This window comes from Novosphingobium panipatense (genome assembly GCF_900182875.1).
GTDB lineage: Bacteria > Pseudomonadota > Alphaproteobacteria > Sphingomonadales > Sphingomonadaceae > Novosphingobium > Novosphingobium panipatense.
On sequence record NZ_FXUI01000005.1, the window covers coordinates 215,813 to 231,568 of the forward strand.

At 65.5% G+C, this 15,756-nt stretch carries 19 protein-coding genes; 13 read left to right on the forward strand and 6 right to left on the reverse strand.

Translation table 11 applies throughout. The annotated features are described in order from the left end of the window. The first annotated feature begins 215 nt into the window (after positions 1–215). Complete coding sequence (locus QOL62_RS10500) at positions 216–812, forward strand: polysaccharide biosynthesis/export family protein (RefSeq protein ID WP_283406190.1); 597 nt, start codon at positions 216–218, stop codon at positions 810–812. A gap of 326 nt (positions 813–1,138) precedes the next feature. Here QOL62_RS10500 and QOL62_RS10505 read toward each other — a convergent pair whose 3' ends face one another. Both QOL62_RS10505 and QOL62_RS10510 read right to left on the reverse strand, forming a co-directional pair. Continuing rightward, positions 1,139–2,440: an outer membrane beta-barrel protein gene (locus QOL62_RS10505; protein WP_283406191.1), complete on the reverse strand. Its 1,302-nt coding sequence runs from the start codon at positions 2,438–2,440 to the stop codon at positions 1,139–1,141. Between the two features lie 129 nt (positions 2,441–2,569). Next, complete coding sequence (locus QOL62_RS10510) at positions 2,570–3,445, reverse strand: MJ0042-type zinc finger domain-containing protein (protein WP_283406192.1); 876 nt, start codon at positions 3,443–3,445, stop codon at positions 2,570–2,572. Between the two features lie 160 nt (positions 3,446–3,605). Here QOL62_RS10510 and ftsE point away from each other — a divergent pair, with 160 nt between their 5' ends. The 4 genes from ftsE to QOL62_RS10530 are packed head-to-tail and all read left to right on the forward strand — an operon-like array spanning position 3,606 to position 6,513. Beyond that, on the forward strand, positions 3,606–4,319 hold the full coding sequence (gene ftsE / locus QOL62_RS10515) for a cell division ATP-binding protein FtsE (protein WP_103728108.1): 714 nt from the start codon (positions 3,606–3,608) through the stop codon (positions 4,317–4,319). A gap of 17 nt (positions 4,320–4,336) precedes the next feature. After that, on the forward strand, positions 4,337–5,242 hold the full coding sequence (locus QOL62_RS10520; RefSeq protein ID WP_283406247.1) for a cell division protein FtsX: 906 nt from the start codon (positions 4,337–4,339) through the stop codon (positions 5,240–5,242). A gap of 30 nt (positions 5,243–5,272) precedes the next feature. Continuing rightward, positions 5,273–5,812: a YdcF family protein gene (locus tag QOL62_RS10525; protein ID WP_103728109.1), complete on the forward strand. Its 540-nt coding sequence runs from the start codon at positions 5,273–5,275 to the stop codon at positions 5,810–5,812. After that, the gene (locus QOL62_RS10530) at positions 5,809–6,513 is read left to right on the forward strand and encodes a lysophospholipid acyltransferase family protein (protein WP_283406193.1); all 705 of its coding nucleotides are present in this window, start codon (positions 5,809–5,811) and stop codon (positions 6,511–6,513) included. Before QOL62_RS10525 ends, QOL62_RS10530 begins: the two co-directional genes overlap by 4 nt. A gap of 37 nt (positions 6,514–6,550) precedes the next feature. Here QOL62_RS10530 and QOL62_RS10535 read toward each other — a convergent pair whose 3' ends face one another. Together QOL62_RS10535 and hisC are read right to left on the reverse strand one after the other, a co-directional pair. Continuing rightward, on the reverse strand, positions 6,551–7,465 hold the full coding sequence (locus tag QOL62_RS10535) for a prephenate/arogenate dehydrogenase family protein (protein ID WP_103728111.1): 915 nt from the start codon (positions 7,463–7,465) through the stop codon (positions 6,551–6,553). After that, entirely contained in the window at positions 7,462–8,601 is a 1,140-nt protein-coding gene (gene hisC / locus QOL62_RS10540) for a histidinol-phosphate transaminase (protein ID WP_379511602.1), read from the reverse strand. The genes QOL62_RS10535 and hisC overlap by 4 nt, the downstream gene beginning before the upstream one ends. Before the next feature lie 57 nt (positions 8,602–8,658). On the opposite strand from hisC, the gene metX reads away from it, so the two are divergent. Together metX and metW are read left to right on the forward strand one after the other, a co-directional pair. After that, on the forward strand, positions 8,659–9,768 hold the full coding sequence (metX, locus tag QOL62_RS10545; protein ID WP_283406195.1) for a homoserine O-acetyltransferase MetX: 1,110 nt from the start codon (positions 8,659–8,661) through the stop codon (positions 9,766–9,768). Then, positions 9,765–10,376, forward strand: coding sequence for a methionine biosynthesis protein MetW (metW, locus tag QOL62_RS10550; RefSeq protein WP_103728114.1), 612 nt, complete (start codon positions 9,765–9,767; stop codon positions 10,374–10,376). The genes metX and metW overlap by 4 nt, the downstream gene beginning before the upstream one ends. A 3-nt stretch (positions 10,377–10,379) precedes the next feature. Here the strand turns inward: metW and QOL62_RS10555 are convergent, their stop codons facing one another. Together QOL62_RS10555 and QOL62_RS10560 are read right to left on the reverse strand one after the other, a co-directional pair. After that, positions 10,380–11,009, reverse strand: coding sequence for a LysE family translocator (locus tag QOL62_RS10555; protein WP_283406196.1), 630 nt, complete (start codon positions 11,007–11,009; stop codon positions 10,380–10,382). Positions 11,010–11,104: 95 nt separating this feature from the next. Next, on the reverse strand, positions 11,105–11,491 hold the full coding sequence (locus QOL62_RS10560) for a VOC family protein (RefSeq protein ID WP_283406197.1): 387 nt from the start codon (positions 11,489–11,491) through the stop codon (positions 11,105–11,107). 179 nt (positions 11,492–11,670) lie between these two features. Between QOL62_RS10560 and QOL62_RS10565 the strand changes: the two genes are divergently transcribed. From QOL62_RS10565 to QOL62_RS10590, 6 genes are all read left to right on the forward strand, one after another. Beyond that, complete coding sequence (locus QOL62_RS10565; RefSeq protein ID WP_103728117.1) at positions 11,671–12,342, forward strand: glutathione S-transferase family protein; 672 nt, start codon at positions 11,671–11,673, stop codon at positions 12,340–12,342. A gap of 191 nt (positions 12,343–12,533) precedes the next feature. After that, entirely contained in the window at positions 12,534–13,583 is a 1,050-nt protein-coding gene (locus QOL62_RS10570; protein ID WP_103728118.1) for a ribonucleotide-diphosphate reductase subunit beta, read from the forward strand. 140 nt (positions 13,584–13,723) lie between these two features. Beyond that, positions 13,724–14,092 (forward strand): hypothetical protein, encoded by a 369-nt coding sequence (locus QOL62_RS10575; protein WP_283406198.1) that lies wholly within the window; start codon positions 13,724–13,726, stop codon positions 14,090–14,092. Between the two features lie 93 nt (positions 14,093–14,185). Beyond that, positions 14,186–14,611 (forward strand): MAPEG family protein, encoded by a 426-nt coding sequence (locus QOL62_RS10580; RefSeq protein ID WP_103728120.1) that lies wholly within the window; start codon positions 14,186–14,188, stop codon positions 14,609–14,611. Positions 14,612–14,617: 6 nt separating this feature from the next. After that, the gene (locus QOL62_RS10585) at positions 14,618–14,911 is read left to right on the forward strand and encodes a DUF1294 domain-containing protein (protein ID WP_283406199.1); all 294 of its coding nucleotides are present in this window, start codon (positions 14,618–14,620) and stop codon (positions 14,909–14,911) included. Between the two features lie 111 nt (positions 14,912–15,022). Further along, positions 15,023–15,754 (forward strand): class I SAM-dependent methyltransferase, encoded by a 732-nt coding sequence (locus QOL62_RS10590; RefSeq protein WP_103728122.1) that lies wholly within the window; start codon positions 15,023–15,025, stop codon positions 15,752–15,754. Positions 15,755–15,756: the final 2 nt, after the last annotated feature.

Here is a 15,756-nt window from a genome sequence, read left to right on the forward strand (position 1 = left end):
GCGCTCTTTCGGCTGTAGCGCAAGTATCAGTTGACGGTTTTCAAAAATGTAACAGGCACAAGAAGCGTACTGATATCGAATCCTTCAGCGAAAATTGTGCAGCTGTATTTAGCGGTGCGTCGACTTTCATTTTTGTAATTGGAGTATGGAGGTCGAATGAGGCTTTTGGTGCCGTGACGTTGCGGCACGTGACACAGCCCGAGGAGATTTTTGCAGTGACGGTGAACTTGAAGCCGTACGGCGCTCTGTTCCTTGCGATCGCCGCAGGAGCGATGGGGCTGCTCGTGCAGGGGTGCGCCACTTCAAGTGCGCCACCCCTCAGTGCGGCTGAAAGCCGGATGAGTCTGGGGGCGTACAAGCTCGGTGCCGGGGATCGGCTGCGCGTGACCGTCTACAACGAGCCCAGCCTTTCAGGCGAATTTGCCGTTTCAAGCGCAGGCCGGATCGCCTTCCCGCTGGTCGGCATGATCGACGCGGCAGGACGCAGCGTCGAGGAAATGACGGGCGTGCTGACAGCCCTCCTGGCGGATGGGTACATGACCGATCCGAGGGTCAGCATGGAAGTGCTGAACTATAGGCCCTACTACATACTTGGCGAAGTGCAGAGGCCGGGGCAGTATCCGTACGTCGCAGGCATGACGATCGAACAGGCCGTGGCCGCCGCAGGGGGGTTCGGTTATCGGGCCAACTCCGCGCGGGTAAATCTGCGCAGGACGGCCGATGCGCCGGAAAAATCGGTCGGGCTGCGCGGGAACCAAATGGTCATGGTCATGCCCGGCGACACCATCCGGGTTCTGGAGCGCCACTTCTGACGCTGCGCGTGCCGCGCGTCCGCTCACCCGGCTTTTCAGAGGCGGATGTCTCGAGAGCCGATCCCCGGTATCCGCCTGTGACGCTCCTGATCGCGGCTATGGCACCAGGGTCGGCAAAGGCGAGCACCTGGCCGTAAAGACGCGGAGAACACCACGCCTCCGTCCGCGCGCCTCTGGGAGCAGTGTCGGTTGTCGGCCGTAAGGGCGGCTGAGAGCGCCATCTGCGGAGTTCACGGCTCTGCTGCGGGCGGAGACCGGGGCGCGGAGAGGGGCACCGCCAGGACTGCATCCGGACCCGCTTGAAAGGCCCGGGCCTTGAAGCGCGATCACAAGGCGTACCGAAGGGACACCGTCGTGCGGCTGCGGTCGAATGCGCGGGCCAGATCGGGAAGCGGCGGCGCGCCGTGACTGCGGGTTCGCTGGACGTTGCTCGCCAGGGACAGCTTGACCCTGCGGCTCAGCAGCCAGTCTCCGCCAAGCCCCCCCGCCAGATCGTTTTGAGCGCGGACCGAGCCGGAGTATTCGCTGGTCGTGTAGTCGACCCGCGCCCAGACAAGCAGGTTGCGCAGCGCCTCATGGTCCACCCGGGCGCCGTAGCGGCTCTGCCGGATGCCGGCGATGCTCACGAGAGGAGAGCGCTGGATCGAGCGTCGTGCCTCGATCGACCAGGTGGTAAGGCGGGTCGGACTCCATTCGATCTCCGCGCTGAAATCGAGCCCGCGGATGCGAGGAAACACCGGGTCTGCGAAGCTCTGATCCTGATAGCCGATGGCGGCGCGCCCGCGAATTAGCCGGCTAAGCCCGAAGCCGACACCGCCGCGCAGGGACCAGCCATCCGAACTGCGGTCCAACCGGGCGAGGTCGTCAGGGTAGCGGGCCTCGTTGTACGTGCCTTCCGCGAAGGCGAGGATGCCCGGTGCGGCAGCGTAGCCCACGCGAAGGCCGATGTTCCACGTGTGATAATCGCGCGCGGCGCTGATCGCCTCCTCCCAGTCCGGATGCCGGCCGTAAACGTATCGATCCATTCCCGCCTCTGCTTCCAGTGTCAGGCGCCCTGTGGCGTGGCTGGCGGCAAGTTCCAGATTGACGGTGTCGTACGCTGTTCGCGGGCCGCGCCGGTCGACGTCGCCGATGGAACCGCGAGGTTCGTAGGCACGCGCGTACCCGGCTTGCGCGGTGACCTGGCTTCCCACCCCCAAATCAAGCCGGCCGGATGCCCGCGCCTCATATGTCCCGGTGTTCTCGTCGTCCTGGGAAAGCCCGCGTGTCAGAGCAGCAGACGCATCGAACGCCAAAGCATGGCGGCTCCAGGTGGAGCGGGCGGATACGTCGCCTGCAACCGCCGCCAGGGCGTCGTCGACAACATTTTTGCGTGAGGCATAGATATTGTCGTCATAGGTCAGCCGTGTCTCCAAGGACACAAGCGCCTCGAACCCGCCGAAGCGAAGGGGAGAGGGATCGAGATCGGGACGCGCGCGTTTCTGTACGGAGATCGCGCCATCGGCCGTGCTCCTCTCCTGCGCCTGCGCGGCCGAAGCTGCACAGGCTCCGAAAATGCAGAGCAGGACGGGCACGCGGCCGGCCTTCGGGAGGAACCGACCTGCCGTCCATCCGCTTTTGCGCTTCAAGCTTGCCCACGCTTCACGATTGATCGCCCTCGAGAGGGTTGATGCCCTCTCAAGGTCTTTGCGGGGGCGATCCGCTGGCGGCAAATGAACGATTTGTCACGCCGCGCCCAGCGGCGCGGGTCATCCCGATCAGTCGGGTTTCCAGCCGATCTCCGCCGCAGCGGCTGCCTTCGGAATATCGATCAGCGCCTCGTTCACGGTGATCGTCTCGCCCGGAGCCAGCTCCCGACGGGCAGGCACGACTTCCTTCTCGTAGACTACCGTCTCGCGCCGGTCGCGCAGGACGACGAGCAGCGACGGCACCTTCCGGCTACGGGCGCCAATGTTAGTGATCGTGCCGCTGACGCTGAAGAATTCCGTTCCGTCCGGCAGCGGCTTGCGATCCTGCCGACTGCGGGGGAAGTCGAGCTTGAGGTCGGGCTGCGCCTGCTGGAAGGTCGGGCGGGGCACCGGCAGCCAGTCCGGCAGCCCGCCAAAGGCTACCGCCGTCGCAATCCCGAGCGTCGCGACAGCGAAGGCCACCGCCGCGAAGGTTCCGATCCGGTTCCAGTTGCGACGGGGACGGAATGGCGGGGAAAAGTCGAAGTTCGACGGGCCCTCGTCCGCGTAGGGTTTGTTGGAGGTGTCGTCGTAGAAGGGCGGGTTCGTTCGACGGGGCGGCGGCGGGGCGTTATCGCGCGCGGCCTCCCCCGGATCGGCTGCGGCGCGAGGGATCACGACGGCGGGTCGGGGCGTCGGGCGTGGAGGCGGGGCGGTGTCGGGTATGCCCGATGCAGGCTGCTGCGCCAGAGCAGTCGGCATCGGAGCGGAAGGCGTCGGGGCGGAAGGCGTTTGGGCTGCGGGTGGCTGGGCTTCAGAAGCGGGCGCCGGCTGGCCTGCATCCTCCGAATTGTGCTGGAACCAGCTGTGGCGGCACTTCGCGCAGCGTACCGTCCGGCCTTCCACGCCGATGGCGCTGTCCGGAACGGCGTAGCGCGTGGAGCAGGCGGGACAGGCTATGATCATGACCTTCCCATAAGCACGGCTTGTCCGGGCACGACAAGCGCCATCATCCTGGCATCGCGTCGGACCACCCTTTTTTCCACATGCCTTTTGCGAGCGCAGGCGTCTCGCTATAGAGGCTTGTCGCCCGTTCGGTACGACTGCAACACGATCCTTCAAGAGCATGACCGCAGACGGCGAAATCATCCACTTCGACAATGTCGGCCTGCGCTACGGCACCGATCGCGAGGTGTTGAGCGACCTGACGTTCACGCTCCATGCCGGGCGCTTCTACTTCCTGACGGGGGCGAGCGGGGCCGGGAAGACATCGCTTCTGCGGTTGCTTTACCTTGCCCAGCGGCCCTCCCGAGGCGGGATCCGGATGTTTGGTACCGATGTGATCACCCTGCCGCGCGCGGAACTGCCCGTCATGCGGAGGCGGGTTGGCGTCGTGTTCCAGGACTTCCGGCTGGTCGATCATCTTTCCGCCTATGACAATGTGGCGCTGCCGCTGCGGGTGGCCGGCCATTCGGAGCAGGATCTTGCCGGTCCCGTGCGGGACATCCTCGAATGGGTGGGGCTTGCCGACCGCATGGACGCGCCGCCCGCGACGCTGTCCGGCGGCGAACAACAGCGCGTGGCGATCGCCAGGGCCGTGATCGCCCGCCCGGCAATGCTGGTCGCGGACGAGCCGACGGGCAACGTCGACACGGACATGGCGGCCAAGCTGATCCGGCTGTTCGATATGCTCAATCGGCAGGGCACTACGGTGGTCGTGGCGACACACGACCTGGACCTGCTTCGCAAGGTGCCCGACAGCCTCATCATGCGGCTGGACAAGGGGCGTCTCTCCGATCCGACGGGCGCCCTGCGCTATCCGCCAAGGAAGCTGACGTGACCGTGCGGCCGGGATGGATGCGCCGGCTGGCGGGAAGCGGCCGCGTGGAGCTGATCCCGCAGGGGCGCATGTCAGGGCCTATGCCGTGGGTCATCGCGATCATGGTGGCGATGACCGCCATCGCGCTCGCCGCCGGCCTCGCACTTGGTAACGCCGTGTCGGCGGCCAGGGCTGAAATCGAAGGCGGGGTGACGGTGCAGATCATCGAGCCGCGCCCGGAGGTCCGCGCGGAGCAGGCGGCGCTGGCGATCAGGGCGATCGAAACGATGCCGGGGGTGGCAGGGTTCAGGCAGGTTCCGCAGGCCGAACTCGATGCCTTGATAGAACCGTGGCTTGGAACCGGCGTGACAGGGGCTGCGGCGGGTATGCCGGGCATACCGGTTCCCTCCCTGATCGACGTACGTCTCGAGGGTGCGGTTACGCCGGCGAAGCTGGCGCAGATCGCACAGCGGGTGGAGCAGGTCGCTCCCTCCGCACGGGTCGATGCACAGTCCAACTGGCTCAAGCCTGTGTTCGAGGCCATGCTCTCGCTGCAGGTGCTGGCGATGGTCGTCGTGGCGCTGCTGGCGGTAGCCCTTGCCGCCGCGGTGCTTCTGGCGGCGCGATCGGCGCTGGGCACCAACCGCAATACGATCGAGATCGTTCATCTGCTGGGCGGCACGGATGCACAGGTCGCCCGGGTGTTCCAGCGCTCGATCGGGTATGACGCCGCAGGGGGCGGGGCTGTCGGCCTCGCGCTTGCGCTGGTGGTCGTGCTCGCGCTGGGTCGGCGGTTCGAGGGGTTGGGTGCGGGACTGGTGGATTACGGCGCGCTTTTGTGGAGCGACTGGTTGTGGCTGGCGGCCGTGCCGGTGCTGGCGACACTGCTCGCCATGCTCACCGCGCGCCTCACCGTTCTGCATGCCCTGCGAAAGATGCTGTAACATCCGCGAACCCCTATATAGCGATCGCCTATGTTCCGTCGTCTCACAGCCTCCGTCGTGCTGATATGGGCCCTTGGGTTCGTATGGTTCGCCGTCGCGCTTCCCGGTCCGCTGCCCGGAACGGTGCGGACGGACGCGATCATCGTGCTGACCGGAAGCCGGGGGCGGATCGAACACGCGATCGATGTTCTGGCGCGGGGCAAGTCCCCGGCCGTGCTCGTATCGGGTGTCGATCGCGAAGTGCGCCCGCGTGAGTTCGCTGCCCAGTTCAAGGTGCCCCCGCAGCTGATGCGCTGCTGCGTGACTTTGGGCTACCGCGCGTACGACACGCGCTCGAACGCCGTGGAGGCGGCGCAGTGGGTGGCCGAGCATGAAGCGAAGTCCGTACGGCTCGTCACGGCGGACTGGCACATGCGCCGCGCCGCGCTGGAAATCGCGCGGGCGCTGCCGGCCGACGTCCGGCTCGAGCTGGACGGCGTGCCTTCGCACCCCAGCTTCAGCATACTGTTTCTGGAATACCACAAGCTGCTGGCGCGCCACGCGCTCAACCTTTGGGAAAGATTTCGATGAAGTCCGATAAAGCGACGGCGCTGGATGTGGTGCGCTCGCTTCTGTTCTATGTGGTGTTCTACGGCGGCACTGTCGTCATGGTCAGTGCGTGCTTCGTGGCCTCCCTCTTCGGCGACGAGCCGCTGCGGCGAACCGTGAGGGGCTGGTCGCGGCTTCATCGCTGGTGCGCGCGCTGGATACTGGGCATCCGCATCGTCGTGGAGGGGGAGTTCCCGAACGAAGGCGTTCTGGTGGCCCTGAAGCATGAAAGCTTCTTCGAGGCGATCGATCTGCCGGCGCAGATGCTCTATCCCGCACCCTTTCCCAAGGCCGAACTGGCCGAGATACCGGGTTGGGGCTGGGCCGCGCGGCGCTACGGGGCCGTCGTGGTCCAGCGCGGGGAAGGCGCCAAGGCGCTGCGGGCGATGGTCTCCAGCGCGCGCGGTTTCGCAGCGCAGGGAAGGCCGCTCGCCATCTTCCCGGAAGGCACACGGGTCCCGACCGGAGCCAGGCCGCCGCTGCAGTCGGGCTTCGCAGGGCTCTACAAGCTTCTCGACCTGCCGATCGTTCCTGTCGCGGTCAACAGCGGCCGCCTTTACCATCGGCGTTGGAAGAAGCCCGGGACCATCACTTTCCGGGTGGGCGAGCGCATCGCCCCGGGGCTCCCGCGCGACGACGTCGAGGCACGGGTCCATGCCGCCATCAACGCCCTGAACACCTGAAGCGCAAGCCCACCGCCGGGGCGCGGCCGCGCCGTTCTTACCGGCCTTCGTGATCGCCGCGACCGAAGTCGGGGCGGGCGTCGTCCTGGCCTTCTTCGATGATCGAGCGGCGAATGGCACGGGTGCGGGCGAAATGATCGAACAACTGGTCGCCGTCACCGATCCGGATGGCGCGCTGCAGGGCCGTCAGATCCTCTGTGAAGCGCTGCAGCATGGTCAGCACCGCCTCCTTGTTCGACAGGAAGACGTCGCGCCACATGGTGGGGTCGGAGGCGGCGATGCGGGTGAAGTCGCGGAAGCCGCCCGCCGAATATTTGATGACTTCGCTTTGCGTCACGTCCTCGAGGTCAGAGGCGGTGCCGACGATGGTGTAGGCGATCAGGTGCGGCAGATGGCTGGTGACGGCAAGTACGAGGTCGTGGTGCTCGGCCGTCATGATCTCGACGTTGGCCCCCAGCGCTTCCCAGAAGCTGACGAGGCCGGACAGCTTCACCATATCGACCTTGGCGGGCGGAGTGACGATGCACCATCGGTTGCGGAAGAGGTGAGCAAAGCCCGCGTCCGGCCCTGAATTCTCCGTACCGGCTACCGGATGGGCCGGGATCACCACATGTTCCGGAAGAGCGTCACCCAGTGCCTTGGCGACGGCCTGCTTGGAGGATCCCACGTCGCTGACGAGCGCATTGGCCGGAAGTCCCGCGCGGACCTGCTCGGCCGCGATGCCCATCACACCGGGCGGCACGCAGAAGATGACGAGATCGGCGTCGCGGACGGCTTCGGCAGCGGTCGTGCATACCTCGTCGACCAGGCGGCGCTCCGCGGCGCGGGCGCGGTGCTGCGCGCTGAGGTCATAGCCGCGCGTGCGGCTTTCCGGCAGGAACTCGCGTACGGCCAGGCCAATGGAGCCGCCCTGCAGCCCGAGCCCGATGATGGCGATATTGGCAAAGGTCATTTCGCGTCTTCCGCCATCTCGCGAAGGGCTGCGGCGATCGCGTCCATGTCCTCGGACGTGCCGATAGTGATGCGCAGGGCCTGCGGCAGGCCCTGGCCGGGCAGCCACCGAACGATGTAGCCGCGATCGGCGAGCCCCTCGAAAGCCGCCTCGGCGGTCAGGACTCCTTCGAACAGGACCAGCACGAAGTTAGCCTGGCTTGGCAGGGGACGAAGCCCGTGGTTGCCGAGCGCCTCCAGCTTTTCGACGAAACGGGCACGTTGTTCGAGGTTGTGCTGTCGGCTTGCCTCGACGAAGGCCGGGTCCGCAAGGGCGGCAAGAGCCATCGCCTGCCCGGTGCTGGGGACATTGAAGGGGCCCCGGATGCGGTTCAGCGTGGCGACAAGGCCCGGTGCGCCGGTGGCCCAGCCGATGCGTTCACCGGCAAGGCCGAAGATCTTCGAGAATGTGCGGGTGACGAGGACGTTCTCATGCGCGGCGGCAAGCGCCAGCGACCCGTCTTCGTCCTCGGGTGCGAGATATTCGGCGTAGGCCTGATCCAGAACGAGCACCACGTCCGAGGGCAGGCCGGCGTGCAGGCGCGCGATCTCACCGGCGGGCAGGTAGGAGCCGGTGGGATTGTTGGGGTTCGCCACAAAGACCAGGCGCGTGCGCTCCGACACAAGCGCGAGGAGGGCGTCGACGTCGGTCCCGTAATCCCGGTCCGGCGCGACGACGGGCGTGGCGCCGCAGCGCCTTGCGGCGATGTCGTAGACGGAAAACCCGTAGCGCACGTAGATGACTTCATCGCCCGGCCCCGCATAGCCCTGTGCGATGAGGTTCAGCAGTTCGTCCGAGCCGGTGCCCATGACAATCCGCGCCGGATCGATGCCGTGACGCTCACCCAGCTCGGCGCGCAGAGCCGCGCTGTCAGGATCGGGGTAGAGGGCCGGTGCCTGCGCCTTCGCGGCCAGCGCTGCAGGGCTAGTGCCCAGCGGGTTCTCGTTGGCGGACAGCTTGATGAGCGGGCGTCCGTCCTTGCCCTTGGACTTGCCGGGAACATAGGCGTGAATACCCTCGATCCACGGCTTCGGGGTGGGGGCTTTCGCGCCGGCGGTCGAGGTGGTGATCGTTTCGCTCATGACGGGCGGCCCCATAACCCAGCGCGGCGGCTAATGACAGAGGCCGATTGAGGCTCTATTGGGTCTCCCATCATGGCGACGGCCCCTACTCTTCCTATCGAAAACCGGTTCCTCGATCTCGACCTGCCGCTGGTGCTGGACGGCGGGCAGAGCCTGCCCGGTGCCCGGATCGCCTATGAAACCTGCGGCACGCTCAATGCGGCCAAGGACAACGCCATCCTGATCTGCCATGCCCTGACAGGCGACCAGCACGTCGTCTCGAACCATCCCAAGACCGGCAAGCCGGGGTGGTGGATACGCATGGTCGGTCCCGGCAAGCCCATCGACACCAATCGCTTTTTCATCATCTGCGCCAACGTGATCGGCTCCTGCATGGGATCGACCGGGCCGGCGAGCCAGGGTCCTGATGGTCTGCCCTGGGGTATGCGGTTCCCGGTCATCACCATCCGCGACATGGTAAAGGGGCATATCGCCGTTCTGGACGCGCTGGGCATCGACAGCCTGCATGCGCTGGTGGGCGGATCGATGGGCGGCATGCAGGCGCTGAGCCTCGCGGCCAACTTTCCCGAGCGCACCCGTGCCGTGCTGGTTCTCGCCTCCACGGCGCGTCACTCAGCGCAGAACATCGCTTTCCACGAAGTCGGCCGCCAGGCGATCATGGCCGATCCGGAGTGGCGCGAGGGCAATTACTACGCCCATGGCAAGGGGCCGGAGAAGGGGCTTGCCGTCGCGCGCATGGCTGCGCACATCACGTACCTGTCCGAGGCGGGGCTGACCGAGAAGTTCGGGCGGCGCCTGCAGAACCGTGAGGAAAAGACCTTCGGGTTCGACGCCGATTTCCAGATCGAATCCTATCTTCGTTATCAGGGGCTTTCGTTCACCGACCGCTTCGACGCGAACTCGTACCTCTATATCACGCGGGCCATGGATTACTTCGACCTTGCCGAGGAGCATGGCGGCCTGCTGGCGAACGCCTTTGCACGATCGAAGGCGCGCTACTGCCTTGTCAGCTTCGATACGGACTGGCTCTATCCCACGGCGGAATCGCGCAACGTGGTCCATGCGCTCAATGCAGCCGGTCTGCCGGTGAGCTTCGTCGAACTGTCCGCTCCGTTCGGCCACGACTCCTTCCTGCTCGACGTTCCGGCCCTCGATCGCGTCGTCGAGGGGTTCATCGGATGAACACCGCCATGAAAGCGGGCCTGCGTCCTGACCTTGCCGTGATTGCCGACAACGTGGCGGCGTCGTCCAGCGTGCTGGACGTCGGTTGCGGTGACGGCACTCTGATGCAGGCCCTGCGCGATGGTTCAGGCTGCGCGACGCGCGGCATGGAGATCGACGCGCTCAATGTCGGCGCCTGCGTGGCCAAGGGGCTCTCGGTCATTCAGGGAGACGCGGACACCGACCTGTCGTTCTATCCCGACAAGTCGGTCGATTACGCCATCCTCTCGCAGACGCTGCAGACCACGATGCGCCCCGACGTCGTGCTGGAGCAGCTGTTGCGCATCGGCCGCAAGGCTTTCGTCAGCTTCCCGAACTTCGCGCACTGGCGGGTGCGCACCTCGCTCCTGTGGAACGGACGGATGCCGGTGACGCGCCTTTTGCCGATCGCCTGGTATGAGACGCCCAACATCCACCACCTGACGATCAATGACTTTCGCGGTTTGCTGAAGGAGCGCGGTATCGCGGTTGAGGGGCAGTGGTTCCTGTCCGGCGACGCCCAGTGCAGCGCGGCGGCGGCAAACTTTCGGGCAGAGCACGCCGTCTTCCTGCTGGCCCGCCCGGACTGACGGTCAGACCCGTTTGGCGCCGAGCAGGGCCAGGCCAAAGCCGATGAAGAAGACGCCGGTCACGCGGTTGAACAGGCGTTTCATCGCAGGCTTCGTCAGGTGGCGCTTCAGCGAGCGTCCGCCAAGCGCGTAAGTGCAGTACCACGCGGTCTCGATGACGGCAAAGGTTCCGACAAGGATCGCGAACTGGGGGGCCTGCGGTCTTGTCGGGTCGATGAACTGCGGGAAGAAGGCCGCCGCGAAAAGGATGGCCTTGGGGTTGCTGATAGCGATGGCGAAACCGCCCCGGAACAGCGCGAGGTTGGACAGGGCCGGCGGCAGCGGCGCATCGTCCGGCTGCGCGGAAGCGATCGGCGCGCGCCAGGACCGGATCCCGATGTAGATCAGGTAGGCCACGCCCGCATAGCGCAGCACCTCGAACGAACCGGGCAGGGCCAGCAGCAGCGTGGTCAATCCGGCGGCAGAGGCTGCCATCAGCAGGAAGATCGCGCTGAGACAGCCCGCCATGGCGACAACGCTGCGCCGCGCTCCCATCTCGACGCTGCGGGCCAGCACGTGGAGCATGTTTGGTCCCGGCGTGCCGGAGATGACGAAGGTGGCAGCCACAAAGATCCACCAGGTATGAAGCGTCACGTTTCGGTCCTTCTGCCGCAGCGGGCGGCTTCTAGGAGCCGGGAGGGCCGGACGCAACCGCTGCCGCGCCCCGCCGCCGGGAGCGAGGCTGCGCCCTATCCCATGGACAGGCCGTGATAGGCCGCCAGCTTGTTGCCGTCGGGATCACGCAGGTAAGCGCCGAAAGCGCCGCGCGCCTGGGGCTTGGGTTCGGGCGCACCGGCGCAGGTCCCGCCCCGCGCAAGGCCGGCCGCGTGCCAGGCCCTGACCGCTTCGTCGCCCTGTGCCTCGAAGATGATGGTGCCGCCATTGGCGGGTGTGCAGGGCTCCCCGTCGCGAGCCGGCCCAAGCACGAAGCGGGTGCCATCCAGATCCCACATCACGACAGGGTACTGGTCCGGGGTGGAGCAGGGGGGAAGCCCCAGCGCCGCAAAGGTGGCGTCATAGAACGCACGGCTTCTGGCCAGATCGTTTGATCCGAGGCGGACGGACTTTAGTACCATGGCAACTCTCCCTGATCATGATTTTCCATGGGAGGCTGTCGAGGGGAAAGGCGCGGGTCAATCGAGAGGCAACGCGCCCTCGCGATATGTTCCGCGAGGATGGAGCGAGGACTTATCCACCTGATTCCCGCCATGTTGAAATAGACCTTCGCGTCCCGGTTCGGCATTCGGAAATCATCATGTGGCACATCTACCAGTTTCCCCTCTGCCCCTTCAGTCGCAAGGTCCGGCTGCTCATGGCGGAGAAGGGCATCGCCTACGAACTGCAGACGGCACGTCCCTGGGAAGGCGAGGATCGCCTGTTCGCGATGAACCCGGCCGGTCGCACGCCCGTCATCCGGGAAACGGAGAAGGCGCTCGTCCTCTCCGACAGTCGCGCGATCTGCGAGTATTTCGAGGAAACGGTGGACCGCAACCCGCTCATCAGCGGCACGGCGCAGCAGCGGGCGGAGATCCGTCGCCTGATCGCCATGTTCGACGAGAACTTCTACCACGACGTCTCGGGGCCGTTGTTGCTGGAACGCATGAAGAAGCGCCTCGTCCTGCGCCAGTCACCCGATGCGAAGGCGCTGCGCGAATCGATGAAGCTGGCGCACGACTACCTCGACTACATCGATTACCTGATCGACAACCGGCCCTGGCTTTCCGGCGCGACGATGACGCTGGCGGATCTTGCGGCCGCGGCGCAGCTTTCGGTGGCGGATTACCTGGGCGGCCTCGACTGGTCGAGCCATGAGCAGGCGCGCGGGTGGTATCTGGTGATGAAGTCCCGTCCCTCGTTCCGGCCGCTGCTGTCGGAGCGTATGGAAGTGATCCAGCCGCCCAGCCACTACGCCGAGGTGGACGCCTGAGCTTGGGGTGCTGCGGAGCGCTGACCCACTATACCTTGGGGTGTCGGGAAAAACCCGGCCCCATATCTACCCTGTACATAACTTGATTCGGCCTCTCCCAATCGGCGCGATCTTCACTATCTCTGCAGTCTCCGCCTGAGCGCGAGAGCGCGCTGGCGAATCAGATTCAGCCGATCCACCGGAGCTGCGCCATGCCTCTTCTCGAAGCCCGCAAGACCTACAAGCCCTTCGAATATCCCTGGGCTTACGACTACTGGAAGATCCAGCAGCAGGTCCACTGGCTGCCCGAGGAAGTGCCGCTCGGCGAAGACTGCCGCGACTGGGTGCAGAACATTTCGGAGCATGAACGCAACCTGCTCACGCAGATCTTTCGCTTCTTCACGCAGGCCGACGTCGAGGTGCAGGACTGCTATCACGAGAAGTACGCGCGGGTATTCAAGCCGACCGAGATCAAGATGATGCTTACCGCCTTCTCCAACATGGAGACGGTGCACATCGCGGCCTATTCCCACCTGCTTGACACCATCGGCATGCCCGAGAGCGAATATGGCGCGTTCCTCGAGTACTCGGAACTGAAGGACAAGCACGACTACCTGCAGAAGTTCGGGGTCGACAACGACGAGGACATCGCGCGCACGCTCGCCATGTTCGGCGGCTTCACCGAGGGCGTGCAGCTCTTCGCCAGCTTCGCGATGCTGATGAACTTCCCGCGCTTCAACAAGATGAAGGGCATGGGCCAGATCGTCTCGTGGTCGGTGCGCGACGAATCGCTGCACTGCGAAGGCATCATCAAGCTGTTCCATACCTTCGTGCAGGAGCGTGGCTGCCTGACCAAGGCGGTGAAGGACGACATCGCCGACCAGTGCCAGACGACCATCCGTCTGGAGGACAACTTCATCGACCTGGCGTTCGAGCTGGGTCCGGTGCCGGGCATGACCCCCAAGGACATCAAGAAGTACATCCGCTACATCGCCGATTGGCGCCTCGGGCAGCTTGGCCTCAAGCCGATCTACCTGATCGACGAGCATCCGCTGCCGTGGCTGCAGCCGCTGCTGAACGGTGTCGAGCATGCCAATTTCTTCGAAACCCGCGCGACGGAATACTCGAAGGGCGCCACTCGCGGCGACTGGAACACGGTCTGGGCGAACTTTGACTCGCGTCGCAAGGCCAAGGCGAACGACGAGGATCTGCTGGACGACGGCAGCGAGCCCGGCCTCTTCGGCGAAGTGGCCGCAGAGTAAGCATTTTGTCCCGGCGCCGCAGCTTCCTTCGTGAAGTGGCGGTGCCGATTGAGCCCCTTTTTCCGGACCGCGCCGGGCAGGTTGTGGAAACCGGGGCTGCGCATGAGCATTTCCCCAGGAGACACCCTGGAGAACAGGCCATGCACACTACGCTGATCCTGCTGACAGCCGCCGCCATTGGCATGGCGGCTCCGGCGCTCGCCCAGCAGCCCGTCCGCGCTGACACCAAGGCGGGCGAACGCGCGCTGCTTGATGAAAACGTCGTGACCGTCCGCAACGTGACGCGCGCGGAACTCGTCTACGGGCTGCCTATCATGGATGATGAAGGCATCGCGATCGGCAACGTGGAGCGCGTTGCGGGGAACGACGTCATCGTCTCTGACGGGACGGCAGAGTACCGCGTGCCGTTCACGCAGATCTACGCCTTCAGCAAGGATGGCGCCGATCACTACGCGAGCCGCACGCCCAAGCAGAAGCTGCATCGCGAACCTAACGCTCCGGCGAACTGACGCGCCCTCGCTTCGATACCGCGCGCGGTGCCGCTTGCGGCGGATACGCCGTGCGGGCATCGTCCGCGCGCCCGTCACCAAGGAGAGCCGCCAATGTCGCACAATCCCACACTGATCTTCCTGCCGATGCTCGCCGTCGTCGCGCTGACTTTCGTCGCGTTCATCCGCATGGCCGGCGCCCGCGCCGGGGCGGTGAAGACGATGGACCCGAGGTACTACAGGGCGCACATCGGCGACCCGGAGCCGGAGCGGGTCCGCGCGGCCGTGCGTCACTACGACAACCTGTTTGAGCTGCCGACGCTGTTCTACGCAGCCTGCCTCACCGCGTTTTCGATGGCCGTGGTAGGACGTTGGACGCTGATCTTCGCGTGGGGCTACGTGGCCACGCGGGTCCTGCAGAGCGTCATTCACATGACCTACAACAACCCGGCGCACCGCGGCGGCGCCTTCGTGCTGGGCGTGCTTTTCACGCTGGCCTTGTGGATCAACCTTGCGCTGTCCATCTTCGCTCGCCTCTGAGCCGCGATGTTATCCAGCCTTCACGCTGCGGCCATGGCCGTGGCGGCGCTCAACCTTGCGGCGTTCACGGCCTTTGGTCTCGACAAGACCTTCGCGAAGGGAGGGCGGCGGCGGATTTCGGAATCCACGCTGCTCGCGCTTGCCGTGCTTGGAGGAAGCCCAGGCGCTTACGCCGCCCGCCGGCTCTTTCGCCACAAAACGCGCAAGCAACCCTTCGTCGCGCAGCTTCACGCCATCGCCCTCCTGCAGGGCGTCCTGCTCGCGGGACTGGCCTGGGCGTTTCTGTCGGCAGGCTCGTAGACGGCTGCCCCTCGCCTGCGGCAGAGGTGCGCGGCGGCGCGCGATCTGCGGGTGTACTTCACAGGTAAAACCGGTGGCGCCCGGGCTGCCGTACGGCTAGAGGACTGCAAGATGAGCGAAACCGTTTCCTTCGGCTACGAAGACGTGGCCCCCGAGGACAAGGAAGGCCGCGTCGGCGCGGTCTTCTCGTCCGTCGCGCGCAAGTACGACATCATGAACGATGCCATGTCCGCAGGCATGCACCGTCTCTGGAAGGACAAGTTCGTGCGCCGCGTGAAACCGCGCGAGGGCGAGCAGATCCTCGACATGGCAGGTGGTACCGGCGACATCGCCTTCCGCATGGAAGCGGCGGGGGCGACCGTCACTGTCTCGGACATCAACCAGGACATGCTCGACGTCGGCATCGAGCGAGCCATGGAACGGGGCATCGACACGCTGGTGTGGTCGCGCCAGAACGCCGAGGAACTGACGTTCCCTGACCGCTTCTTCGATGCCTACACGATCGCGTTCGGCATCCGCAATGTCACGCACATCGACAAGGCCCTGGCCGAGGCTCACCGTGTCCTCAAGTATGGCGGCCGCTTCTTCTGCCTCGAATTCTCGACGACGGAATGGCCGGGCTTCAAGGAAGTCTACGACGCCTATTCGCACAGGCTGGTCCCCAAGATCGGCTCGATGATCGCGGGCGACGCCGAATCCTACCGGTATCTCATCGAATCGATCCGCCGCTTCCCGCCCATGCCCGAGTTCGAAGGCATGATCCGCGCGGCAGGGTTCAAGCACACCAAGGTCGAGCCAATCCTTGGCGGCCTCGTCGCCATTCATTCGGGCTGGAAGGTCTGATC

Coding starts and splice junctions, on each gene's coding strand:
- QOL62_RS10510 (WP_283406192.1), bottom strand. CDS start 3,445: ATGATCATAGCCTGTCCCGCCTGCTCCACGCGCTACGCCGTTCCGGAC.
- ftsE (WP_103728108.1), top strand. CDS start 3,606: ATGACCGCAGACGGCGAAATCATCCACTTCGACAATGTCGGCCTGCGC.
- QOL62_RS10520 (WP_283406247.1), top strand. CDS start 4,337: ATGCGCCGGCTGGCGGGAAGCGGCCGCGTGGAGCTGATCCCGCAGGGG.
- QOL62_RS10525 (WP_103728109.1), top strand. CDS start 5,273: ATGTTCCGTCGTCTCACAGCCTCCGTCGTGCTGATATGGGCCCTTGGG.
- QOL62_RS10530 (WP_283406193.1), top strand. CDS start 5,809: ATGAAGTCCGATAAAGCGACGGCGCTGGATGTGGTGCGCTCGCTTCTG.
- QOL62_RS10535 (WP_103728111.1), bottom strand. CDS start 7,465: ATGACCTTTGCCAATATCGCCATCATCGGGCTCGGGCTGCAGGGCGGC.
- hisC (WP_379511602.1), bottom strand. CDS start 8,601: ATGGGGCCGCCCGTCATGAGCGAAACGATCACCACCTCGACCGCCGGC.
- metX (WP_283406195.1), top strand. CDS start 8,659: ATGGCGACGGCCCCTACTCTTCCTATCGAAAACCGGTTCCTCGATCTC.
- metW (WP_103728114.1), top strand. CDS start 9,765: ATGAACACCGCCATGAAAGCGGGCCTGCGTCCTGACCTTGCCGTGATT.
- QOL62_RS10560 (WP_283406197.1), bottom strand. CDS start 11,491: ATGGTACTAAAGTCCGTCCGCCTCGGATCAAACGATCTGGCCAGAAGC.
- QOL62_RS10565 (WP_103728117.1), top strand. CDS start 11,671: ATGTGGCACATCTACCAGTTTCCCCTCTGCCCCTTCAGTCGCAAGGTC.
- QOL62_RS10570 (WP_103728118.1), top strand. CDS start 12,534: ATGCCTCTTCTCGAAGCCCGCAAGACCTACAAGCCCTTCGAATATCCC.
- QOL62_RS10575 (WP_283406198.1), top strand. CDS start 13,724: ATGCACACTACGCTGATCCTGCTGACAGCCGCCGCCATTGGCATGGCG.
- QOL62_RS10580 (WP_103728120.1), top strand. CDS start 14,186: ATGTCGCACAATCCCACACTGATCTTCCTGCCGATGCTCGCCGTCGTC.
- QOL62_RS10585 (WP_283406199.1), top strand. CDS start 14,618: ATGTTATCCAGCCTTCACGCTGCGGCCATGGCCGTGGCGGCGCTCAAC.
- QOL62_RS10590 (WP_103728122.1), top strand. CDS start 15,023: ATGAGCGAAACCGTTTCCTTCGGCTACGAAGACGTGGCCCCCGAGGAC.